This is a genomic window from Kitasatospora sp. NPDC001159 (assembly GCF_053598235.1).
Genome location: NZ_JBSFJV010000046.1, coordinates 44470 through 61108, shown reverse-complemented (window position 1 = coordinate 61108; position 16639 = coordinate 44470). Strand labels below are relative to the sequence as shown.

General features: G+C 72.7%; 13 protein-coding genes and 1 pseudogene. 10 read left to right on the top strand and 4 right to left on the bottom strand.

Features of this window, described 5'->3' with window-relative positions:
* On the bottom strand, positions 1-560 hold a 560-nt coding region (locus tag ACWC9T_RS23125), incomplete at its 3' end, for an SPFH domain-containing protein (RefSeq protein WP_449822939.1).
* A gap of 308 nt (positions 561-868) precedes the next feature.
* On the bottom strand, positions 869-1294 hold the full coding sequence (locus ACWC9T_RS23120) for an Hsp20/alpha crystallin family protein (protein WP_449822938.1): 426 nt from the start codon (positions 1292-1294) through the stop codon (positions 869-871).
* Positions 1295-1938: 644 nt separating this feature from the next.
* On the opposite strand from ACWC9T_RS23120, the gene ACWC9T_RS23115 reads away from it, so the two are divergent.
* The 10 genes and pseudogenes from ACWC9T_RS23115 to ACWC9T_RS23070 all read left to right on the top strand — a co-directional run bounded on the left by ACWC9T_RS23115 (position 1939) and on the right by ACWC9T_RS23070 (position 15475).
* A complete protein-coding gene (locus tag ACWC9T_RS23115) occupies positions 1939-2709 on the top strand; it encodes a hypothetical protein (protein ID WP_449822937.1) in 771 nt (256 codons plus the stop codon).
* On the top strand, positions 2706-5783 hold the full coding sequence (locus tag ACWC9T_RS23110; protein ID WP_449822936.1) for a non-ribosomal peptide synthetase: 3078 nt from the start codon (positions 2706-2708) through the stop codon (positions 5781-5783). Before ACWC9T_RS23115 ends, ACWC9T_RS23110 begins: the two co-directional genes overlap by 4 nt.
* Before the next feature lie 22 nt (positions 5784-5805).
* Positions 5806-6018, top strand: a pseudogene (locus ACWC9T_RS23105) (methyltransferase family protein); the annotation flags it as partial.
* A 102-nt stretch (positions 6019-6120) separates the two neighbouring features.
* Positions 6121-6810, top strand: a complete 690-nt coding sequence (locus ACWC9T_RS23100) for a methyltransferase (RefSeq protein ID WP_449822941.1) — start codon at positions 6121-6123, stop codon at positions 6808-6810.
* Between the two features lie 2 nt (positions 6811-6812).
* A complete protein-coding gene (gene fabD, locus ACWC9T_RS23095; RefSeq protein WP_449822935.1) occupies positions 6813-10112 on the top strand; it encodes an ACP S-malonyltransferase in 3300 nt (1099 codons plus the stop codon).
* Positions 10113-10167: 55 nt separating this feature from the next.
* Entirely contained in the window at positions 10168-11454 is a 1287-nt protein-coding gene (locus ACWC9T_RS23090) for a cytochrome P450 family protein (protein WP_449822934.1), read from the top strand.
* Complete coding sequence (locus ACWC9T_RS23085; protein WP_449822933.1) at positions 11454-12659, top strand: cytochrome P450; 1206 nt, start codon at positions 11454-11456, stop codon at positions 12657-12659. The genes ACWC9T_RS23090 and ACWC9T_RS23085 overlap by 1 nt, the downstream gene beginning before the upstream one ends.
* A 14-nt stretch (positions 12660-12673) precedes the next feature.
* On the top strand, positions 12674-13090 hold the full coding sequence (gene panD / locus ACWC9T_RS23080) for an aspartate 1-decarboxylase (RefSeq protein WP_449822940.1): 417 nt from the start codon (positions 12674-12676) through the stop codon (positions 13088-13090).
* 31 nt (positions 13091-13121) lie between these two features.
* Positions 13122-14081 (top strand): class I SAM-dependent methyltransferase, encoded by a 960-nt coding sequence (locus tag ACWC9T_RS23075; RefSeq protein ID WP_449822932.1) that lies wholly within the window; start codon positions 13122-13124, stop codon positions 14079-14081.
* A 59-nt stretch (positions 14082-14140) separates the two neighbouring features.
* The gene (locus ACWC9T_RS23070) at positions 14141-15475 is read left to right on the top strand and encodes an acyltransferase domain-containing protein (RefSeq protein WP_449822931.1); all 1335 of its coding nucleotides are present in this window, start codon (positions 14141-14143) and stop codon (positions 15473-15475) included.
* Between the two features lie 83 nt (positions 15476-15558).
* Here ACWC9T_RS23070 and ACWC9T_RS23065 read toward each other — a convergent pair whose 3' ends face one another.
* Positions 15559-16104: a DUF2087 domain-containing protein gene (locus ACWC9T_RS23065; protein ID WP_449822930.1), complete on the bottom strand. Its 546-nt coding sequence runs from the start codon at positions 16102-16104 to the stop codon at positions 15559-15561.
* Between the two features lie 70 nt (positions 16105-16174).
* Positions 16175-16507 carry a DUF6204 family protein gene (locus ACWC9T_RS23060; protein ID WP_449822929.1) on the bottom strand — a complete coding sequence of 111 codons (333 nt, stop codon included), beginning with the start codon at positions 16505-16507 and terminating at the stop codon, positions 16175-16177.
* Positions 16508-16639: the final 132 nt, after the last annotated feature.

Genomic DNA, 16639 nt, shown 5'->3' with positions numbered 1-16639 from the left:
GCCTCGGCGAGGCGGTCGGCGCTGAGGGCCTCGCCCTCGGCTGCGATGATCTTGGCGCGCTTCTCGCGCTCGGCCTCCGCCTGCCGGGCCATCGCTCGCTGCATGCTCGGCGGGAGCTCGATGTCCTTCAGCTCCACCAGCAGGACGAGGACGCCCCACTGCTGGGTGAGGCCGTCGAGGATCTCCTTGATCCGCTCGTTGAGGGTCTCGGTGTCGGTGAGCACCTGGTCGAGCAGAGAGCGGCCGACCACGTTGCGGACGGTCGTCTGGGCGATCTGGCCGACCGCGCTGGCCACGTCCTCGATCTCCACGATCGACTTCACCGGGTCCACCCGGCGGAAGTAGGCCACCGCCGCGACACCGATGGACACGTTGTCCCGGGTGATCACCTGCTGGGACGGGATCGGCATGGTCACCGTGCGCAGGGTGACCTTCCACATCCGGTCGGCCAGCGGGATCATGAACCGGATCCCGGGGTCGCGCACCCCGCGCAGCCGGCCCAGCCGGAACACCACCCCACGCTCGTACTGCCGCACGACGGCGACTCCCAGATTCGGCACGACAACCACCCTCCTCGACTCGGGAGCACCTCCAGCGTGCGGCGGATCCGCCGGAGCGGGCATGGGCCCACCGGCCCCAACCCGCCAGACGGACGGGCACGAACGGCGAACAGGCAGAGGACAGGCAGAGGCCGCAGGAGTGCAGCAGCGTTGATGTGGCGCCCGTATCCATCACGTGGAAAGTGGCGCGGGTGCCTAAGGGCCGACCCGCACGCGGCGCCGCGAGGGCGTCCGGCCGGCTCGGCAAGTAGCCGGACGCCGGCGAACCGCGTCCACCGGCGTCCGCACTGATCGGCCGCGCCGGGGCGTCAGGTGCCGCCGGTGATCTCGATGCGCCGTGGCTGCTTCATCTCCGCCTTGAGCAGGGGTGCTTTCACGGTCAGCACGCCCTTGTCGTAGCCGGCGGTGATGTCCCCTTCCTCGCATCCCTCCGGGAGCCGGATGCTGCGGGTGAAGGAACCGTAGCGGAACTCCGAGCGGTGCTTCTCCTTCCTCTCCTCACGACGCTCGGCGTGGACGGTCAGCACGCCGCCCTCGACGGTGATCTCGACGTCCTTGTCCGGGTCGATCCCCGGCAGCTCGGCCTTGATCACGAATGCGCCGTCCTCCTCGGACTCCTCCACACGGATGACGTGCTCCTCGGGGGACATGCGCAGCTCGAAGGGGAAGTCCTCGAACAGGTCCGGGAACGAGGGCCACCAGTGCGCACGCCTGCGCAGCAGTTCACCGGCCATCGTCGTCCTCCTCACTCGAACGGACACTCCCTCCATCCTGCGGTGCCGAAGCAGCCTTCGCGATCGCAGCGGCGGCCTGAGTACGTCCGCAGCCTGCCTCGACATCCTGAGCCAGTACCGTCCCCACCTACAGCGCGTCGTGGACCGCGAGTTGGAGACCGGAGCCGTGGCCACCGGCATGGTCATGCTGCACCCGCTCGGCGCCCTCGACGGCCCGTGTCCGGGCCGTCTGATCCGGAGGATGCCCCGGACCTGCGATCCGAGAGGGAGAGCAGTGGGTTCCGGGATTTCCCGGGGACTTTTACATGCCGTGGGCCGGGGAATGTTTGGCCCGTTGGTTCAACGGGTAAAAATTAGAATTTTTCGTCATCCTTGTCCGAAATCATTCACCCTGGCTCAAAACTGTATGGGACCTCCCGGGAGATGAGAGGTGATTCATCTTGATTGATTGATGTGGACAGAACGAGTGGAGTGGATCTAGTATCCAGGATGGCTTGGGCCCATGATGGTCAGTCAGGTAAGCGAAATTGCCCGGTAACTGGTTATTGACAATCGGGGGAATCATTATGCCTAATCCCGCCGTGTGGAACGTCGTGTTCGATGCGGGAAATGACTCCGACATCGTTCTTGCCGCCGATTTCCCGGTGACCGGCCGGAACGAGGGCGGATTTGCCGAGCTCGCGCCCGGTCTGAATCTGGATTGCTCGCTGTGGCAGACGGTCGCGCCGGTTCGCGCCCCCGAGGCGGGCGCCTCACCGGACGGATACCTGGAGGCCTGGCTTTCGGAGGTCGAGGCGTCCGGCCGGACGGTCCGGGCGGTCATGGGCTACTGCGCGGGCTCGGTGTTCGCGGGCGCCCTGGCTGAGAAGATCGCCGCGCGTCAGCCCTCCGCCCCCGAGGTCGTCGTCTTCGACCCCGAGCTGGTCGACGTGCCCACCGCCCACCTCCAGTTCGGACGGGTGGTCGGCAACATGACGGCCGTCCTGACGGGCGAGGAGATCACCCGCCTGTCCGAGACGGCGGAGCAGCTCGCCGCCAAGCCCGGCATCGAGCCGGCCGAGTTCGCGGCCGAGCTGTACGCGGTGTTCAAGCCGGTCGGCATGGCCGCCCTGCGGCGGGCCGGGCTGGCCGAGGACTACGCCGATGAACTGGTCGCCATGGTCGGCTCGTTCATGGCCTACCTCTGCGCCGCCTCCGGGCTCGACCCGCGGACGGGCTGGGCGCGCGCCACGGTGGTCACCTCCGCCAGCGAGCGCAGCGGCCTGAACCGGATGCGCGCCACGCCGGGCGTCGCGCCCATCGCCATCGCGGACGAGCGCCGCTTCGAGGTCGAGCACCGCGACCTCCTGCGCACTCCCGCCGTCGCCGAGGCGGTGGCCGGCCTGCTGGCCGCCCGGCTGGAGGGCGGCGCGTGAGCCCCGACATACCGGGCGGGGCCGTTCACGCGTCCCGCAAGGAGACCACCCTCTGGTTGCTCGACGAGCTTGTCCCTGGGAGCGGAGCGAACAACCTGTCGCTCGCCTTACGGGTGCGCGGCCGCCTCGACCCCGCCGTCTCCGCGAAGGCCACTCAGCTCCTGCTGGAGCGCTTCGAAGTGCTGCGGACGGTGTTCCACCGCGACGACGCCGCGCTCACCAAGGCCGTCCCGGCTTCCCTGGCCGTGGACCTGGAGGAGGCCGACCTCGGCGAGGGCGAGGAGCTCGCCGTCCTGACCGCCTTCGTCGCCCGGCCGTTCCTCGCGGACGGCAGCCCGCTCGTGCGGGCCCTGCTGCTGCACGGCCCGGACCGCGACGTGTACTGCCTGGCCCTGCACCACGCGGTGTCGGACGTCCAGTCCACGGCGATCCTGCGAGCCGAGTTCGTCACGCTGTACGATGCGGTGCTCGCCGGCGAGCATCCCGAGCCCGTCGAGGTGCCCGCCTGGCACGAGCCCGAGCCGTCGGAGAAGAGCCGCCGGTACTGGGCCGAGACCATGGCCGGATTCCGGTCCTCCGGGCTGGAGCTGTGGTGCGAGCGCGCCGAGCAGCCGGTCACCACGCTGCAGGGCGACGAGGTCACCCACGTGCTGTCGCCCGAGGCCCACGCGGTGGTGCGCCGCCTGCAGCGGGAGCTGCGGGCCCCGGAGTCGGTGGTCCTGCTCACCGCCTACGCCGTGCTCCTCGCCGCGCACGGCGCCGGCCCGGACCTGACCATCGGTTCGCCGGTGAACTCCCGCACCCGGGAGGCGATGGACGCGATCGGCTACCACAGCAACCTCGTCGCGCTGCGCCTGCTGCTCGACCGGGAGGCGAGCTTCCGGGACCTCGCCGCACGGGCCCGTCGAACCTTCCTGGAGGCGATGGCCCATCAGGACGTGTCCGCCGACGAACTGCTCGACGTCGTCGAACGGGACGGTTCCGGTTGGCGCAACGTGCTGTTCAAACACGTTTTCAACTACGTTCCCTACGTGGAGGATCAGCGGGCCTTCACGATTGCCGGAACCGAGGCCGAGCTCGTCGTCGTGGAGAACGGTTTCAGCCAGTTCGACCTCGAATTCTTCGTCTCCTCCGACAAGGACAAGGCCACCGTGCGCGCGGTGTTCTACACCGGCGTGTTGGATCGATCCGACGTCGAACTGATGGTCAGCCGCTACGACGCGCTTCTGGTCGCGGTGGGTGCCGAACCGGACGCGCCGATCGCCTCGCTGCCGACCTGGTCGGCGCAGGACCGCGCGGTCATCGACGCCGCCAACGCGACCGGACGCGCCGTCGAACCGCCGTCGGTGCTCGCTGGCTTCGCCCGGCGCGCCGCCGCCGAGCCGAAGGCCCTGGCCGTCCGCGACGGCGACAGCGCGGTGACGTACGGCGCACTGTGGTCGGCCGCCGTCGACACGGCCGCCCGGCTGACGGAGGCCGGGGTGCGGCGCGGGGACGTCGTCGCCCTGCTGCTGCCGCGCGGCGCGGCCCTCGCGGCCGCGGTGTTCGGCACCTGGCTCGCGGGCGCGGCCTACCTGCCGCTCGACCCGAACCACCCCGAGGAGCGGCTGGCCCACCAGCTCGACGACGCGGGTGCCCGTACCGTGATCGTCGGCACGGGGATCACCGCGCCGGACGGTCCCCGTCCGGTGGCCGCGCCCGACTGCGCCACGGCCCCCGAGGTGCCGGTCGACGTGGCCGCCGTGGTCGTCGAGCCCGACGACCTGGCCTACCTGATCTACACCTCCGGCTCGACCGGCCGGCCCAAGGGCATCCCCATCCGGCACCGCAGCCTGGTCAACCACATCGTCGACTACGCCGAACGGTTCGGCGTGGCCGGCTCCCCCCGGCCGACCGGCTGGCTGAGCACGTACAGCTTCGACACGTCCTCGCTCGAACTGATGATGCCGCTGCTGCACGGCGGCCACACCGTGGTGCTCCCCGACGAGGCGCGCACCGACGGCGCCCTGCTGGCGGCGGCCGTCACCGCCCACGACATCGGCTTCCTGCAGGCCACCCCGACCACCTGGCGGCTGGTCGTCCGGGAGGCCGCCGACCTGACGGCCGGCCGGACCATCCTGACCGGCGGCGAGCCGCTGCCCGCCGAGCTGGCCGACACGCTGCTCGCGGCCGGCGCCGACCTCTGGAACGTCTACGGGCCGACCGAGAGCACGATCTGGGCGACGGCCGGCCGGATGACCGCCGACCGCACCGGCCGGGTGGACGTCGGCTCGCCCGTCACCAACACCCGGATCTTCATCGCCGACCCGCACGGCCGACCGCTGCCGATCGGCCTGCGCGGCGAGCTCTGCGTGGCCGGGGTCGGCGTCGCCGAAGGCTACCACCGGCGGCCCGCGCTGACCGGCGAGCGCTTCGGCGAGAACGCCGAGTACGGCCGCTTCCACCGCTCCGGGGACGTCGCCTGCTGGCGGCCGGACGGCCGGATCGACCTGTACGGGCGGACCGACCGCCAGGTCAAGCTGCGCGGCAACCGCGTGGAGCTGGCCGAGGTGGAGGCCGTGCTGGTCGCCCACCCCGACGTCGAGGCTGCGGCCGTGGTCGTCGTCGGCGACCCCGGGGCGGACGGCTCGCTGGCGGCGTTCGTCCGGGTGCCGCACCGGCCCGAGGCCGTCGACGAACTCTGGGACCACGCGCACAAGCTGCTCCCGCGCTCGGTGATCCCGCACCGGTTCGTCGCCGTGGACGCGTTCCCGCGCACCGGCAGTGACAAGGTCGACTACCTGGCCCTCGCCGCCCTCGCGGCGCAGGACCAGGGCCCGGCCGCCGCCACCGACCGCACCGCGGCGGCGGACGACGAGCTGACCGAGACGATCACCGGCCTCTTCGCCGAGCTGCTGGAACGCCAGGACCTCCACGCCGGAGCGAACTTCTTCGCCAACGGCGGGCACTCGCTGCTGGCCGTCGTGCTCGCCCAGCGGATCCGGGACCTCACCGGCGTCCGGCTCGCACTGACCGACATGTTCGAAAACCCGACCCCCTCCGCGCTGGTCGACCGGCTGCGCCGGAGCGCCTGACCGGACCTCGAAGGAGCCACACCCCATGGAGATCCTCAAGCTGGCCGTCAGCGGCTGGTTCGCCCGCGCGCTGGCCGTCGCCGCCCGGCTGGAGATAGCGGACATCCTCGACGGCGGGTCGATGACCGCCGCCGAGCTGGCCAAGCGCACCGAGACCGACCCCGACGTGCTGTACCGCCTGCTGCAGATGCTCACCGTGCCGGGCGTCCTGGAGCGGGACGGCGAGAAGTTCAAGCTCGCCGAGACCTACGAGCCGCTCCGGGCCGACCACCCGTTCACCCAGCGCCACTTCGCGATCCTCTCCGCCGAGCTGTACGACGACGCCTTCGGCGGCCTGATGCACACCGTCAAGACCGGCCGCTCCGGGTTCCAGGAGGTGTTCGGGGAGTCGCTGTACGCGTACCTGGAGACCCACCCCGACACCGCCGAGCTGTTCGACCAGGGCATGGTGGACCTGGCCGCGCCGGTCGCCCACTTCCTGGTCCAGCAGCACGACTTCGCCGGCGCCTCGACCGTCGTCGACGTCGGCGGCGGCAGCGGCGGCCTGCTCCCGGGCATCCTCGCGGCCAACCCCGGGCTCCAGGGCGTCGTCGCCGACCGGGCCAGCGTCTGCAGCCGGGGCAAGGACGCCCTCGGCCGGGTCGGCGACCAGGAGGTGCTCGACCGGATCAGCTACGTGCCCAGCGACTTCTTCGCGTCCGTCCCCGCCGGGGCCGACCGCTACCTGCTGAAGAACGTGCTGCACGACTGGACCTACGACAACTGCGTGCGCATCCTGCGGACCATCGCCACCGCGATGGCCGAGAGCCCGGCCGGCGCCCGGCTGCTCGTGCTGGAGCCGCTGGTGGAGAACGACATCGACGGCTGGCGCGCGATGTTCCAGGCGGTGGCGTGCGACGAGGGCACCCTCGGCCTGGACGAGCCGGCGCTGCGCCGGGCCCTGGAGGAGGGCGGCTTCACCGTCGAGTCGGTGACCCAGCTGCCCACCGGCCACAAGGTCCTCGAAGCAGCCCTGCGCGCCTCCTGACCATGCTCACACCGGTCTTCCTGTTCGCGGGTCAGGGCTCCCAGTACCACGGCATGGGCAAGTGGCTCTACGGGGCCGACGCCGTGTTCCGGGACACCCTCGACTCCCTGGACGCCGTCGTCCGCGACACCCGGGGCGACTCCGTGGTCGCCGCCATCCACGGCGGCGACCACGGGCCCGAGCGGCCGATGACGCGGCTGGCGCTGACCCAGCCGGCCATCTTCATGGTCGAGTACGCCCTGGCGCGGATGCTGCGCTCGTACGGCTTCGAGCCCGGGGCGGTGCTCGGCGCCAGCCTGGGCGAGGTCGCGGCGGCCGCGGTGGCCGGCGTCCTCGCCCCCGAGGAGTGCCTGGCCTCCCTGCTGCGGCAGGTGGAACTCTTCGAGGCGGAGTGCCCCCGCGGGGGCATGCTCGCGGTGCTCGCCGACGTCGGCCTCGCCCGGCGGGACCCGGCCCTCGCCCGGGCGCACGTGGCCGCGGTGAACTCACCGGAGAACTTCGTCCTCGCCTCGACGGCCGGGGAACTGGACCGGATCGAGCGCCACCTGCAGGCCTCGGGCACGCTCTGCCAGCGGCTGCCCGTCCTCTACCCCTTCCACTCGCCGCTGATCGACCCGATGGAGGGCGCCTTCAAGGACCTGGTCGGCTCGCTGACCACCAGGCCCGCGACGACGCCGCTGATCTCCGGCACCACCGGGACGGCCGTGCAGATGATCGACCCGACCCACCTGTGGCGGGTCCTGCGCGAACCGTTCGACCTGACGACGGCGCTCGGCCCGCTGCTGGCCCGGGACGACCTGCTCTTCCTGGACCTCGGGCCGTCCGGGTCGATGGCCAACCTGGTGCGCGCGGCCCTGCCGAAGGGCAGCGCGTCCCGGGTCATGCCGCTGCTGTCCCCGTACGCCCGCGAGGAGGCGCTCCACCGGGCCGTGCTCGACGCACGCCCCGCGCTCGCCACCCCCACACGAAGAACCGAGGTGACACCCGTGACCGCTCCGGCGGCAGTGCCCGCCAGACCCTCCGTCGACCCGAAGACGCTCGACGTCTGGGTCTTCCCCGGGCAGGGAGCGCAGGCCAAGGGCATGGGCCGGGAGGTGTTCGACCGGTTCCCCGACCTGGTGGCCCGGGCCGACGCCGTGCTCGGCTACTCCGTCCGCGAACTGTGCCTGGAGGACCCGGGCCGCAACCTGCGCGACACCCGCTACACCCAGCCCGCGCTGTACGTCGTCAACGCGCTCACCTGGCTGGCGGCCGTGCAGGAGGGCGGCCGGCTGCCCGACTACGTCCTCGGCCACAGCCTCGGCGAGTTCGTCGCCCTGTTCGCCGCGGGGGTGTACGACTTCGAGACCGGGCTGCGGCTGGTCGCCGAGCGCGGCCGACTGATGGGCGAGGTGACCGGCGGCACGATGGCCGCGGTCTCCGGCGTCGATGCCGGGCTCGTCCGGCAGGTGCTCCGGGACCACGCCCTCGACGAGCTCGACCTCGCCAACGACAACGCGCCCACCCAGACGGTGATCGCCGGCCCGGTGGAGGCCGTCAACCGGGCGCTGCCGCTGCTGAAGGAGGCGGGCGCCCGCTGCGCACCGCTCAACGTCAGCGCGCCGTTCCACAGCCGCTACATGGCGCAGGCCGCTGAGGAGTTCGGACGGCTGCTCGATGCCACCACCTTCGCCGCGCCCAAGATCCCGGTGATCGGCAACGTCGAGGCCAGGCCCTACCGGGCGGGCGAGGTGGCCGCCACGCTCCGCCGGCAGATCGTCTCGCCGGTCCGCTGGACGGACAGCATCCGGCTGCTCATGGGGCTGGGGGAATTCCGGGTGCGGGAGCTCGGCCCCGGGCAGGTGCTGACGAAGCTCGTCGACCGCATCCGGACCGAGGCCGCCCCGCTCCCGGCCTCCGCGCTCCCGGCCGCGGACGACCGGGCCGCCGAGGCGGCGCGGCCCCTTGCCGCGGCCCGCCCGGAGCCCGCACCGGCCCCGACGGCGCAGGCCGTCCGAAGCCCCGGGGGGCTGGGGTCGGCAGCCTTCCGCCGTGCCTACGGGGTCCGCCTCGCCTACGCGGCGGGCGGGATGCGCCTCGGCATCGGCTCGGTGGACCTGGTCGCCCGGATGGCGAAGGCCGGCCTGCTCTCCTTCTTCGGCGCCGCCGGACTCCCCGCGGCCGAGGTGGGCACGGCGGTGGCCCGGATCCGGGACCTCACCCCGGCCGGCGCGCCGTTCGGCGTCAACGTCACGCACGACCCGTTCGACCCGGGAGCGGAGGACGAGCTGGTCGACGTGCTGATCCGGCACGACGTCCGGTTCGTGGAGGCCGCGACGCACGTCGAGGTGACGCCCGCCCTGGTGCGGCACCGCCTCACCGGCGCCCGGGTACTGCCGGACGGCACCGTCCACGTGCCCCGCAAGCTGCTGGCCAAGGTGACCCGCCCGGACGCGGCGCGCCTGTTCCTCTCGCCGCCGCCCGCCGCGCTCGCGCGGCAGCTGGTGGCCGAGGGGCTGCTCACCGCCGAGGAGGCGGCGGCCGGCGAGCGCGTCGCGCTGGCGGACGACGTCTGCGCGGTCGGCGACGCCGGTGACCACTCGGACTTGGCGGCCCTGTGGGCGCTGCTGCCCTCGCTGCGCCGACTGCGCTCGGAGCTCGGGGGGGTCGCGCAGGCCGTGCGGATCGGGGCCGGCGGCGGCATCGGCGCACCGGAGTCGGCGGCGGCGGCCTTCGTCCTCGGCGCCGACTTCGTCCTCACCGGCTCGGTCAACCTGTGCACGGCCGAGAGCGGGATCAGCCCGGCGGCCAAGGACCTGCTGCAGCAGGCCGACGTGCACGACACGGCGTTCGCGCCGTACGGCGGGCTGTTCGAACTCGGGGGCCGTGCCCGGGTGTTCCGCCGCGGCGTGCTGTTCCACGCCAGGGCGACCAAGCTCTACGACCTGTGGCGCAACCACGACTCCTGGGACGCCGTTCCCGCCGCGGTGCGGGCCAAGGTGGAGCGCGACTACCTCGGCGCCCCGTTCGACGAGGTGTACGCACGGCTCGGCCGCACCGCCGAACCCGGGACCGACCCCAAGCGGCGGATGGCGCTGGTCTTCCGCTGGTACTGCGCGCAGGCGAGCGCCTGGGCCATCGAGGGCGCACCGGACCGGGTCGCCGACTACCAGATCCCCTGCGGCCCGGCACTGGGCGCGTGCAACCGCTGGCTGGCGCACACTCCGCTGCGCGACTGGCGGGACCGCCACGCCGACGAACTGGCCGACCGCCTGATGGCCGAGGCCGCCGCCGTCGGCACCGACGCCGACCCGGCCGCATGACCCACCGCGCCGCCCCGGCCCGACCGAAACGTTGAAGGAAGAGCGAGGCTGACCCATGACCGACACCGCCGTGCCCGAGCACCCGCACGACGCCGACGAACCCGCCGGGACCCGCGGACCCGACCCGCTCGCCAGCGAGTTCGACCTGTCCGACCCGGCGTTCATCACCGACCCCGAGGCGGGCGAGCGCTGGCTCTCGGCCCCCCGCCCGGTCTGCCGCGGCAAGTTCGCCGACGGCACCGACATCTGGGTGGCCACCGGCTACCAGGACGTCAGGACCGTACTGGGCGAGCCGACCCTGCGCAGCCGCCCGCCGGGTGACTCGCACCGGGCGAGCATGCTCAGCCGGGGCATCCCCGAGGACATCGTCGACATGTTCGACTCGACCCTGCTGACCATGGACGGCGCCGACCACATGCGGGTGCGCCGGCTCGTCACCCGGGCACTGTCCGCGCGCCGGATGCAGGCGCTGTCCCCGGCGATCGCCCGCGTGGCCCAGCGCCTGCTGGACGACCTGGCGGCCGAGCCCGAGCCCGACCTGATCGCGCACTACGCCCATCCGCTGGCCATCATCGTCATCTGCGAGCTGCTCGGCGTGGACGAGGAGTACCGCGAGCAGTGGCGGGAGTGGAGCGAGACGCTGGCCCAGGCCCTGCGGCCCAACCCCGAGCAGTTCGCCCCGGCCGTGCGCGGCATGGCCGAGGTGACGCGGAAGCTGATCGACGCCCGCCGGGCCGAGCCCAGGGACGACCTGATCTCCGAGCTCGTCGAGGCGCAGGAGGACGACAGCGAGCGGCTGAACGACGACGAGCTGGTGGCGCTGGCCATGGTCCTCGTGCAGGCCGGCCACGAGACCGTCCGCAACCTCGTCGCGCTCGGCGCCCTCACCCTCCTCCAGCACCCCGACCAGCTGCGGCTGCTGAAGGAGAACCCCGAGATCGGCGACCGCGCGGTGGCCGAACTGGTGCGCCACACCGCGCCGGTGAAGCACACCTTCCGCCGCTTCGCCACCGAGCCGGTCGAGATCGGCGGGGTGACGGTGCAGCCGGGCGAGGCCATCCAGGTGGTGCTGGCGGCCGCCAACCGCGACCCGGAGGAGTTCGAGCACCCGGAACGCCTGGACCTCACCCGCGAGCACAACCCGCACCTGGGCTTCGGCCGCGGCGCCCACTACTGCCTGGGGGGCAGCCTCGCCCTGATCGAGGGTGAGATCGCCCTGACCAGCCTGTTCGACCGGTTCCCCGACCTGCGGCCGGCCGTCGACCCGGCGGAGATCGCGCCGCGCTACCTGCTGGCCATGCAACGGTTCCCGGTGCTGCTGTCACCGGAGGAAGAGAAGTGATGAGCGACGCCACCCGCATCCCCACCGTCGACGGCCTGCCGATGAGCCGAGGCCGCTGTCCCTTCGACCCGGCCGTGGGGCTCGCGGAGCTGCGCGCCGAGCACCCGGTCGCCCGGATGGTGTTCCCGGACGGGCACACCGGCTGGCTGGTCACCGGCTACGACGAGGTCCGCCGGCTGCTGACGGAGCGTCGGATGAGCTCGCGCGGGGACCTCCTGCGCACGCCCATCCCGCTGCCGATGGCCGCGGCCCGCACCGAGATCCCGCCGGGCATGTTCACCGCGATGGACCCGCCGGAGCACACCCGCTACCGGCGCCAGGTCGCCTCGTGGTTCTCGGCCCGCCGCACCCGGACGATGGAACCGTGGATGACCGAGCTGGTGGAACACCACCTCGACGAGATGGTGGCCCGCGGCGGGCCGGTCGACCTGGTCCAGGCGTTCGCCGAGCCGGTGGCCGCCGCCGCGATCTGCGAACTGCTCGGCGTGCCGACCGAGCAGCGCGAGGAGTTCGGCAAGGCCGTCCAGTCGCTGTTCACCGTGCACTCCAGCGCCGAGGAGGCGATCGCGGGCTGGCAGAACATCGGGGCCCAGCTGGTGCGGCTGGTCCAGACGAAGCGCGCCGAGCCCGCCGACGACCTGCTCGGCACGCTCGTCGCCGGGGGCGACCTCACCGACGAGGAGCTCGCCACGGTCGGCAGCGTGCTGCTCGTCGCCGGCTACGACACCAGCCTCAACATGATCGGCCTGGGGACCTTCGCGCTGCTCGAACACCCGGAGCAGTACGCCGCGCTGGCCGCCGACCCGTCGCTGGCCCCGAAGGCCGTCGAGGAACTGCTGCGCTACCTGACGGTCGTCCACGGGGGCGCGATCCGCGCGGCCGGCGAGGACCTGGAGTTCGACGGTCACCGGATGGCCGCCGGCGACGCGGTCTCGATGTCGCTCGCCGCGGCCAACCGCGACCCCGCGCTCTGCGCAGACCCGGACCGGCTCGACATCACCCGGGAGCCGGTGCCGCACCTGGCCTTCGGGTACGGCATCCACCAGTGCGTCGGGCAGCAGCTCGCCCGGCTGGAGCTGCGGATCGCCTTCGAGCGCCTGGCCGCGCGACTGCCGGAGCTGCGCCTCGCCGTCCCGGCCGAGGAGATCCGCACCCGGGCGGAGATGATCATCTACGGCGTCCACGAGCTGCCGGTGACCTGGTGAACGGGGAGACCATGCTGTACCGCGAAATGCTCAAGTCCAAGATCCACCGCGCGACGGTGCGACAGGCGGACCTGCACTACGTCGGCTCGATCACCATCGACGCCACCCTGATGAAGGCCGCGAACCTCTGGCCCGGCGAGAAGGTCGACGTCGTCGACGTCGACAACGGCGCCCGCCTGAGCACCTACGTCATCGAGGGCGAGGCCGACAGCGGGATCATCGGCATCAACGGCGCCGCCGCCCGGCTCATCAGCCCCGGCGACACGGTCATCATCATCGCCTACGCCTCCATGAGCGAGGAACACGCGCGCTCGTACGAACCCAGCATCGTGTTCGTCGACGCGGACAACCGGCCGGTCGCGACCGGCAGCGACCCGGCCGACGTGCCCGAAGGCTTCGCCCTGGTCCGCGGCGACACCGTCAGCGCGTGACCGCCCCCAACCCGCCCTCCGGAGAGCGCACATGACTGCCACCCCCGAGATCATGACCGCCTTCACCAGCGGCCTCGCGGACATCAATCTCGACGAGTCCAGCACACCCCGCCAGGGCCAGAAGGCCGCCGGGATGAAGTCGGCCAGCTCCACCATCTACGACATGGCCGCCGCCCTCTCCGCCGGGGGCGACCTCTGGAACTGGGGCATGTACGACGCCAAGCTCGTCGAGGAGATCCGGGCCCGGGTGCCCGGGTTCGGCGAGCCGTGGACCGACGGCTTCAGCGAGCAGCTGTACTTCCTCGCCCTGCGCGACCTCCCGGTCGAGCTCGACGGCCTCGCGGGCCGGGACGTCCTGGAGGTCGGCTGCGGCATCGGGGAAGGCCTGAACTTCCTCTCCAGGATCGTCCCCGAGGCCCGGATGACCGGTCTCGACCTGTCGCCCAGGGCGATCACCCGGGCCACCGCGACCCTCGCCCGGGGGAGCGGCCTGCGGTTCGTCCACGGCGACGCCGAGGACCTGCCGTTCGAAGACGCGTCGGTGGACGTGCTCGTCAACATCGAGAGCTCGCACACCTACCCCGACCTCGGCAGGTTCCTGCGCGAGGCCGCGCGGGTGCTGCGCCCGGGCGGCCACCTCAGCCACATCGACGTGTTCACCCGCCAGCGCTACACGGCCATGCGCAAGAGCGCCGCGGAGATCGACGAGCTGGAGTGGACCACCGACCACGACATCTCCGCCGAGGTCCGCGCGGCGGTGCGGCGGCGGATGGCGCAGGGCAGCCACTTCCGCAAGAAGCTGGAGCGCCAGCGGCTCAACCCGCTGATGCGCCAGATCGTGGCGCACAGCCAGATCCTCATGTTCGGCGGCATGTTCGCCGGCTACCAGCCGAACTCCACGATCAGGGCGCTCAGCCGGATCGGTGTGGTGCCGTGGATGAGCGGGCTGCCGATGGAGAGTTACCGCCACCAGATCGCCGTCCGCCGATGACACCGCCCGGCGGGGCGCCGGCCCCCGGCGCCCCGCCACCCGGACCGAGAGAGGGAGACGTGAACGCACGGCTGTTCGCCGTCGCGGCCGACACCGAGGACCGGCTCCGGGCGGCGCTGCTCGCCCACCGGGAGCGGATCCGGGCCGGGCGCGACCTGCCCCCGCTGGCCCACTACTGCCGGGACGCCGCGACCGGCTCCGAAGGCCCGCACCGGGTCGCCTTCGCCGTCGAGTCGTACGGGGAACTCGCCGAGCGGCTCGACGAGTCGAGCGCGGCGGAGGGCAGGGGAAGCCTCCCGGAGGCCCCCGCCCGGCCTCCCGGGCTGGTGTTCGTCTTCGCCGGCCAGGGCGCCCAGTGGTACGGGATGGGGCGCGAACTGCTCGCCACCGAGCCGGTGTTCCGCGACGCCCTGCACCGCTGCGACCGGGAGGTCCGGGAGTTCGCCGGCTTCTCCGTCGTGGAGCAGCTCGGCCTGGACGCCACGGCGTCCAGGCTGGGGGAGATCGACGTCCTGCAGCCGACCATGGTGTCCCTGCAGATCGCCCTGGTGGCGCTGTGGCGCAGCTGGGGCGTGACGCCGGACGCGGTGGTCGGCCACAGCATGGGGGAGATCGCCGCCGCGTACACCGCCGGCGCACTGCCCCTGCGGGACGCCCTGATGATCGCGTGCCGGCGCAGCGCGCTGCTGCGCCGGATCGTGGGCAAGGGGGCGCTGGCCACCACGGAGCTCCCGCCCGCCGAGGCCCACGTGGTGGCCGCGGCCAGCGGCGGCCGGATCAGCGTCGCCGGGGAGAACAGCCCCCGTTCGACGGTACTGGCCGGTGATGCGGACTCACTCGCCGCGCTGGTGGAGGAGTTGGAGCGGCGGGACGTCTACTGCCGGGTGATCAAGGGCACGGTCGCCTCGCACAGCCACTACGTCGACGAGCTGCAGGATGACCTGAGGGCCGCTCTGCGCTCGCTGCGGCCGGCCTCGACGCGGGTGCCGATGTACTCGACGGTGACGGCCGAGCCGGTGCCGGGGACGGAACTCGGCGCCGGCTACTGGATGCGCAACCTCCGGGAGCCCGTCCGGCTCGCCGCCGCGGTGGAGGGGCTCCACGAGGCCGGCCACGAGGTGTTCGTCGAGGTCAGCACCCACCCGGTGCTGCTCAGCCCGATCCGGCAGACGCTGGAGCACGGCGAGCGGACCGGTCGGCTGCTGCCCTCGGGCCGTCGGCGCGCCGAGCGCCGCTCGGTGCTCGACTCGCTGGGCACACTCCACCTCTGCGGGTTCCGGCCGAACTGGGCGGCGCTGTTCCCGCCCGCCGGGACCGCGTCGGCGCTGACGCCGTACCAGGAGGCCGTGCTGGACGCGGTGCGCCGACCGAGGCCGGTGCCGGCCGGGATCTGAGGGGCCGGGGCCCGTCTCGACGGGCCCCGGCAAGGAGGAGGCGGAAGGCCCCGCGTTCCGGGTGCGGGGCCTTCCGCCGGTCTTCATCCGGCGCTGCCCACCGGGGCGGCGAGCCGGTAGCGGTTGGACTCCCGGGCCAGGAGCCCGTCGTCGACGAGGGTGCGCCGCAGCGAGACGGCGTCCAGCGCGCCGCCCTCGCACCACGGCTGCAGGCGGTCGGTCACCGTCCGCTCGTCATACTCGTCGCCAGCGGTGAAGGTGCTCTCGGCGACGTGTCCGAGCACCGCGAGCCGGGCGTCGTCCTGCTCCGGCACGTTGACCAGGACGCCGCCGCGGATGTGGCCGCGCAGCTGCGGGTCGGGCTGGTCGGCTGCCGTCTCCTCCGCCACCCGCCGGGCGGCAGTCTCCGCGGCCGCGGCGAGGGCGTCGTCGTCCAGCGCCAGCGAGCCGCGCCCCTGGACGAGCAGCCCGCTGCGGACGAGCCGTCCGATGGCCTTGGCGGCCTGCGGTGCGGCGAGCCCCGAGGTGGAGAGGATCTCCGAGGAGGTCGACGCGCCGAGGGCGACCGCCGAGAACACCCGGCGCAGTACCGGATCGGCCAGTTCGATGGCGAGTTGTTCGGGTGTCATGAGAGAGAACGCATCCTTTCCGAAGCCTGCCGGCCCGTGCGCCCGGCAGGGGCCGGTTCCCAGCCGGGGTTCAGCGGCCCTTGCGCTTGACCTTGATCTTGGACAGGTCGGTGGAGACCGACCGGAGGTCGCGGTACTCGCCCCCGAGCTTGCGGATGGCGGCCGCGGCCAGTTCCTCGGCCTGGCCCAGCACGAGGTCCTCGGTGTCCTCCTCGGTCGCCGGGATGAGGACCCGGAAGGTGAAGGTGAGCAGGGCCGGCTCGTAGGTGATGGTGCCCTCCTCGGTGAACCTGGCCTTGAACAGGTCGTGGTCGCCCGCCTGGGCGACCAGGGACGCACGCTGTTCATCCGTGAGCTCGGCGAACTTGCCGTGGGTGATGACCTGGTAGGTTGTACCGCTCATAACTGTGGTTCTCCAGGTGTGGATTCGGTCGTCGGCCCGCGATCCGCGGGCGCGCGCAGCGGAGTTGACCGCACGTCAGTAGATGACAAGGCAGCAGGTCAGCCTAGCAGCCGGGGGCGAACACCCCTTCGG

Bases quoted from the DNA above. Each gene is read 5' to 3' on its own strand.
- ACWC9T_RS23120 (WP_449822938.1), bottom strand. From the start codon at position 1,294: ATGGCCGGTGAACTGCTGCGCAGGCGTGCGCACTGGTGGCCCTCGTTC.
- ACWC9T_RS23100 (WP_449822941.1), top strand. From the start codon at position 6,121: ATGCACACCGTCAAGACCGGCCGCTCCGGGTTCCAGGAGGTGTTCGGG.
- fabD (WP_449822935.1), top strand. From the start codon at position 6,813: ATGCTCACACCGGTCTTCCTGTTCGCGGGTCAGGGCTCCCAGTACCAC.
- ACWC9T_RS23090 (WP_449822934.1), top strand. From the start codon at position 10,168: ATGACCGACACCGCCGTGCCCGAGCACCCGCACGACGCCGACGAACCC.
- ACWC9T_RS23085 (WP_449822933.1), top strand. From the start codon at position 11,454: ATGAGCGACGCCACCCGCATCCCCACCGTCGACGGCCTGCCGATGAGC.
- ACWC9T_RS23075 (WP_449822932.1), top strand. From the start codon at position 13,122: ATGACTGCCACCCCCGAGATCATGACCGCCTTCACCAGCGGCCTCGCG.
- ACWC9T_RS23065 (WP_449822930.1), bottom strand. From the start codon at position 16,104: ATGACACCCGAACAACTCGCCATCGAACTGGCCGATCCGGTACTGCGC.
- ACWC9T_RS23060 (WP_449822929.1), bottom strand. From the start codon at position 16,507: ATGAGCGGTACAACCTACCAGGTCATCACCCACGGCAAGTTCGCCGAG.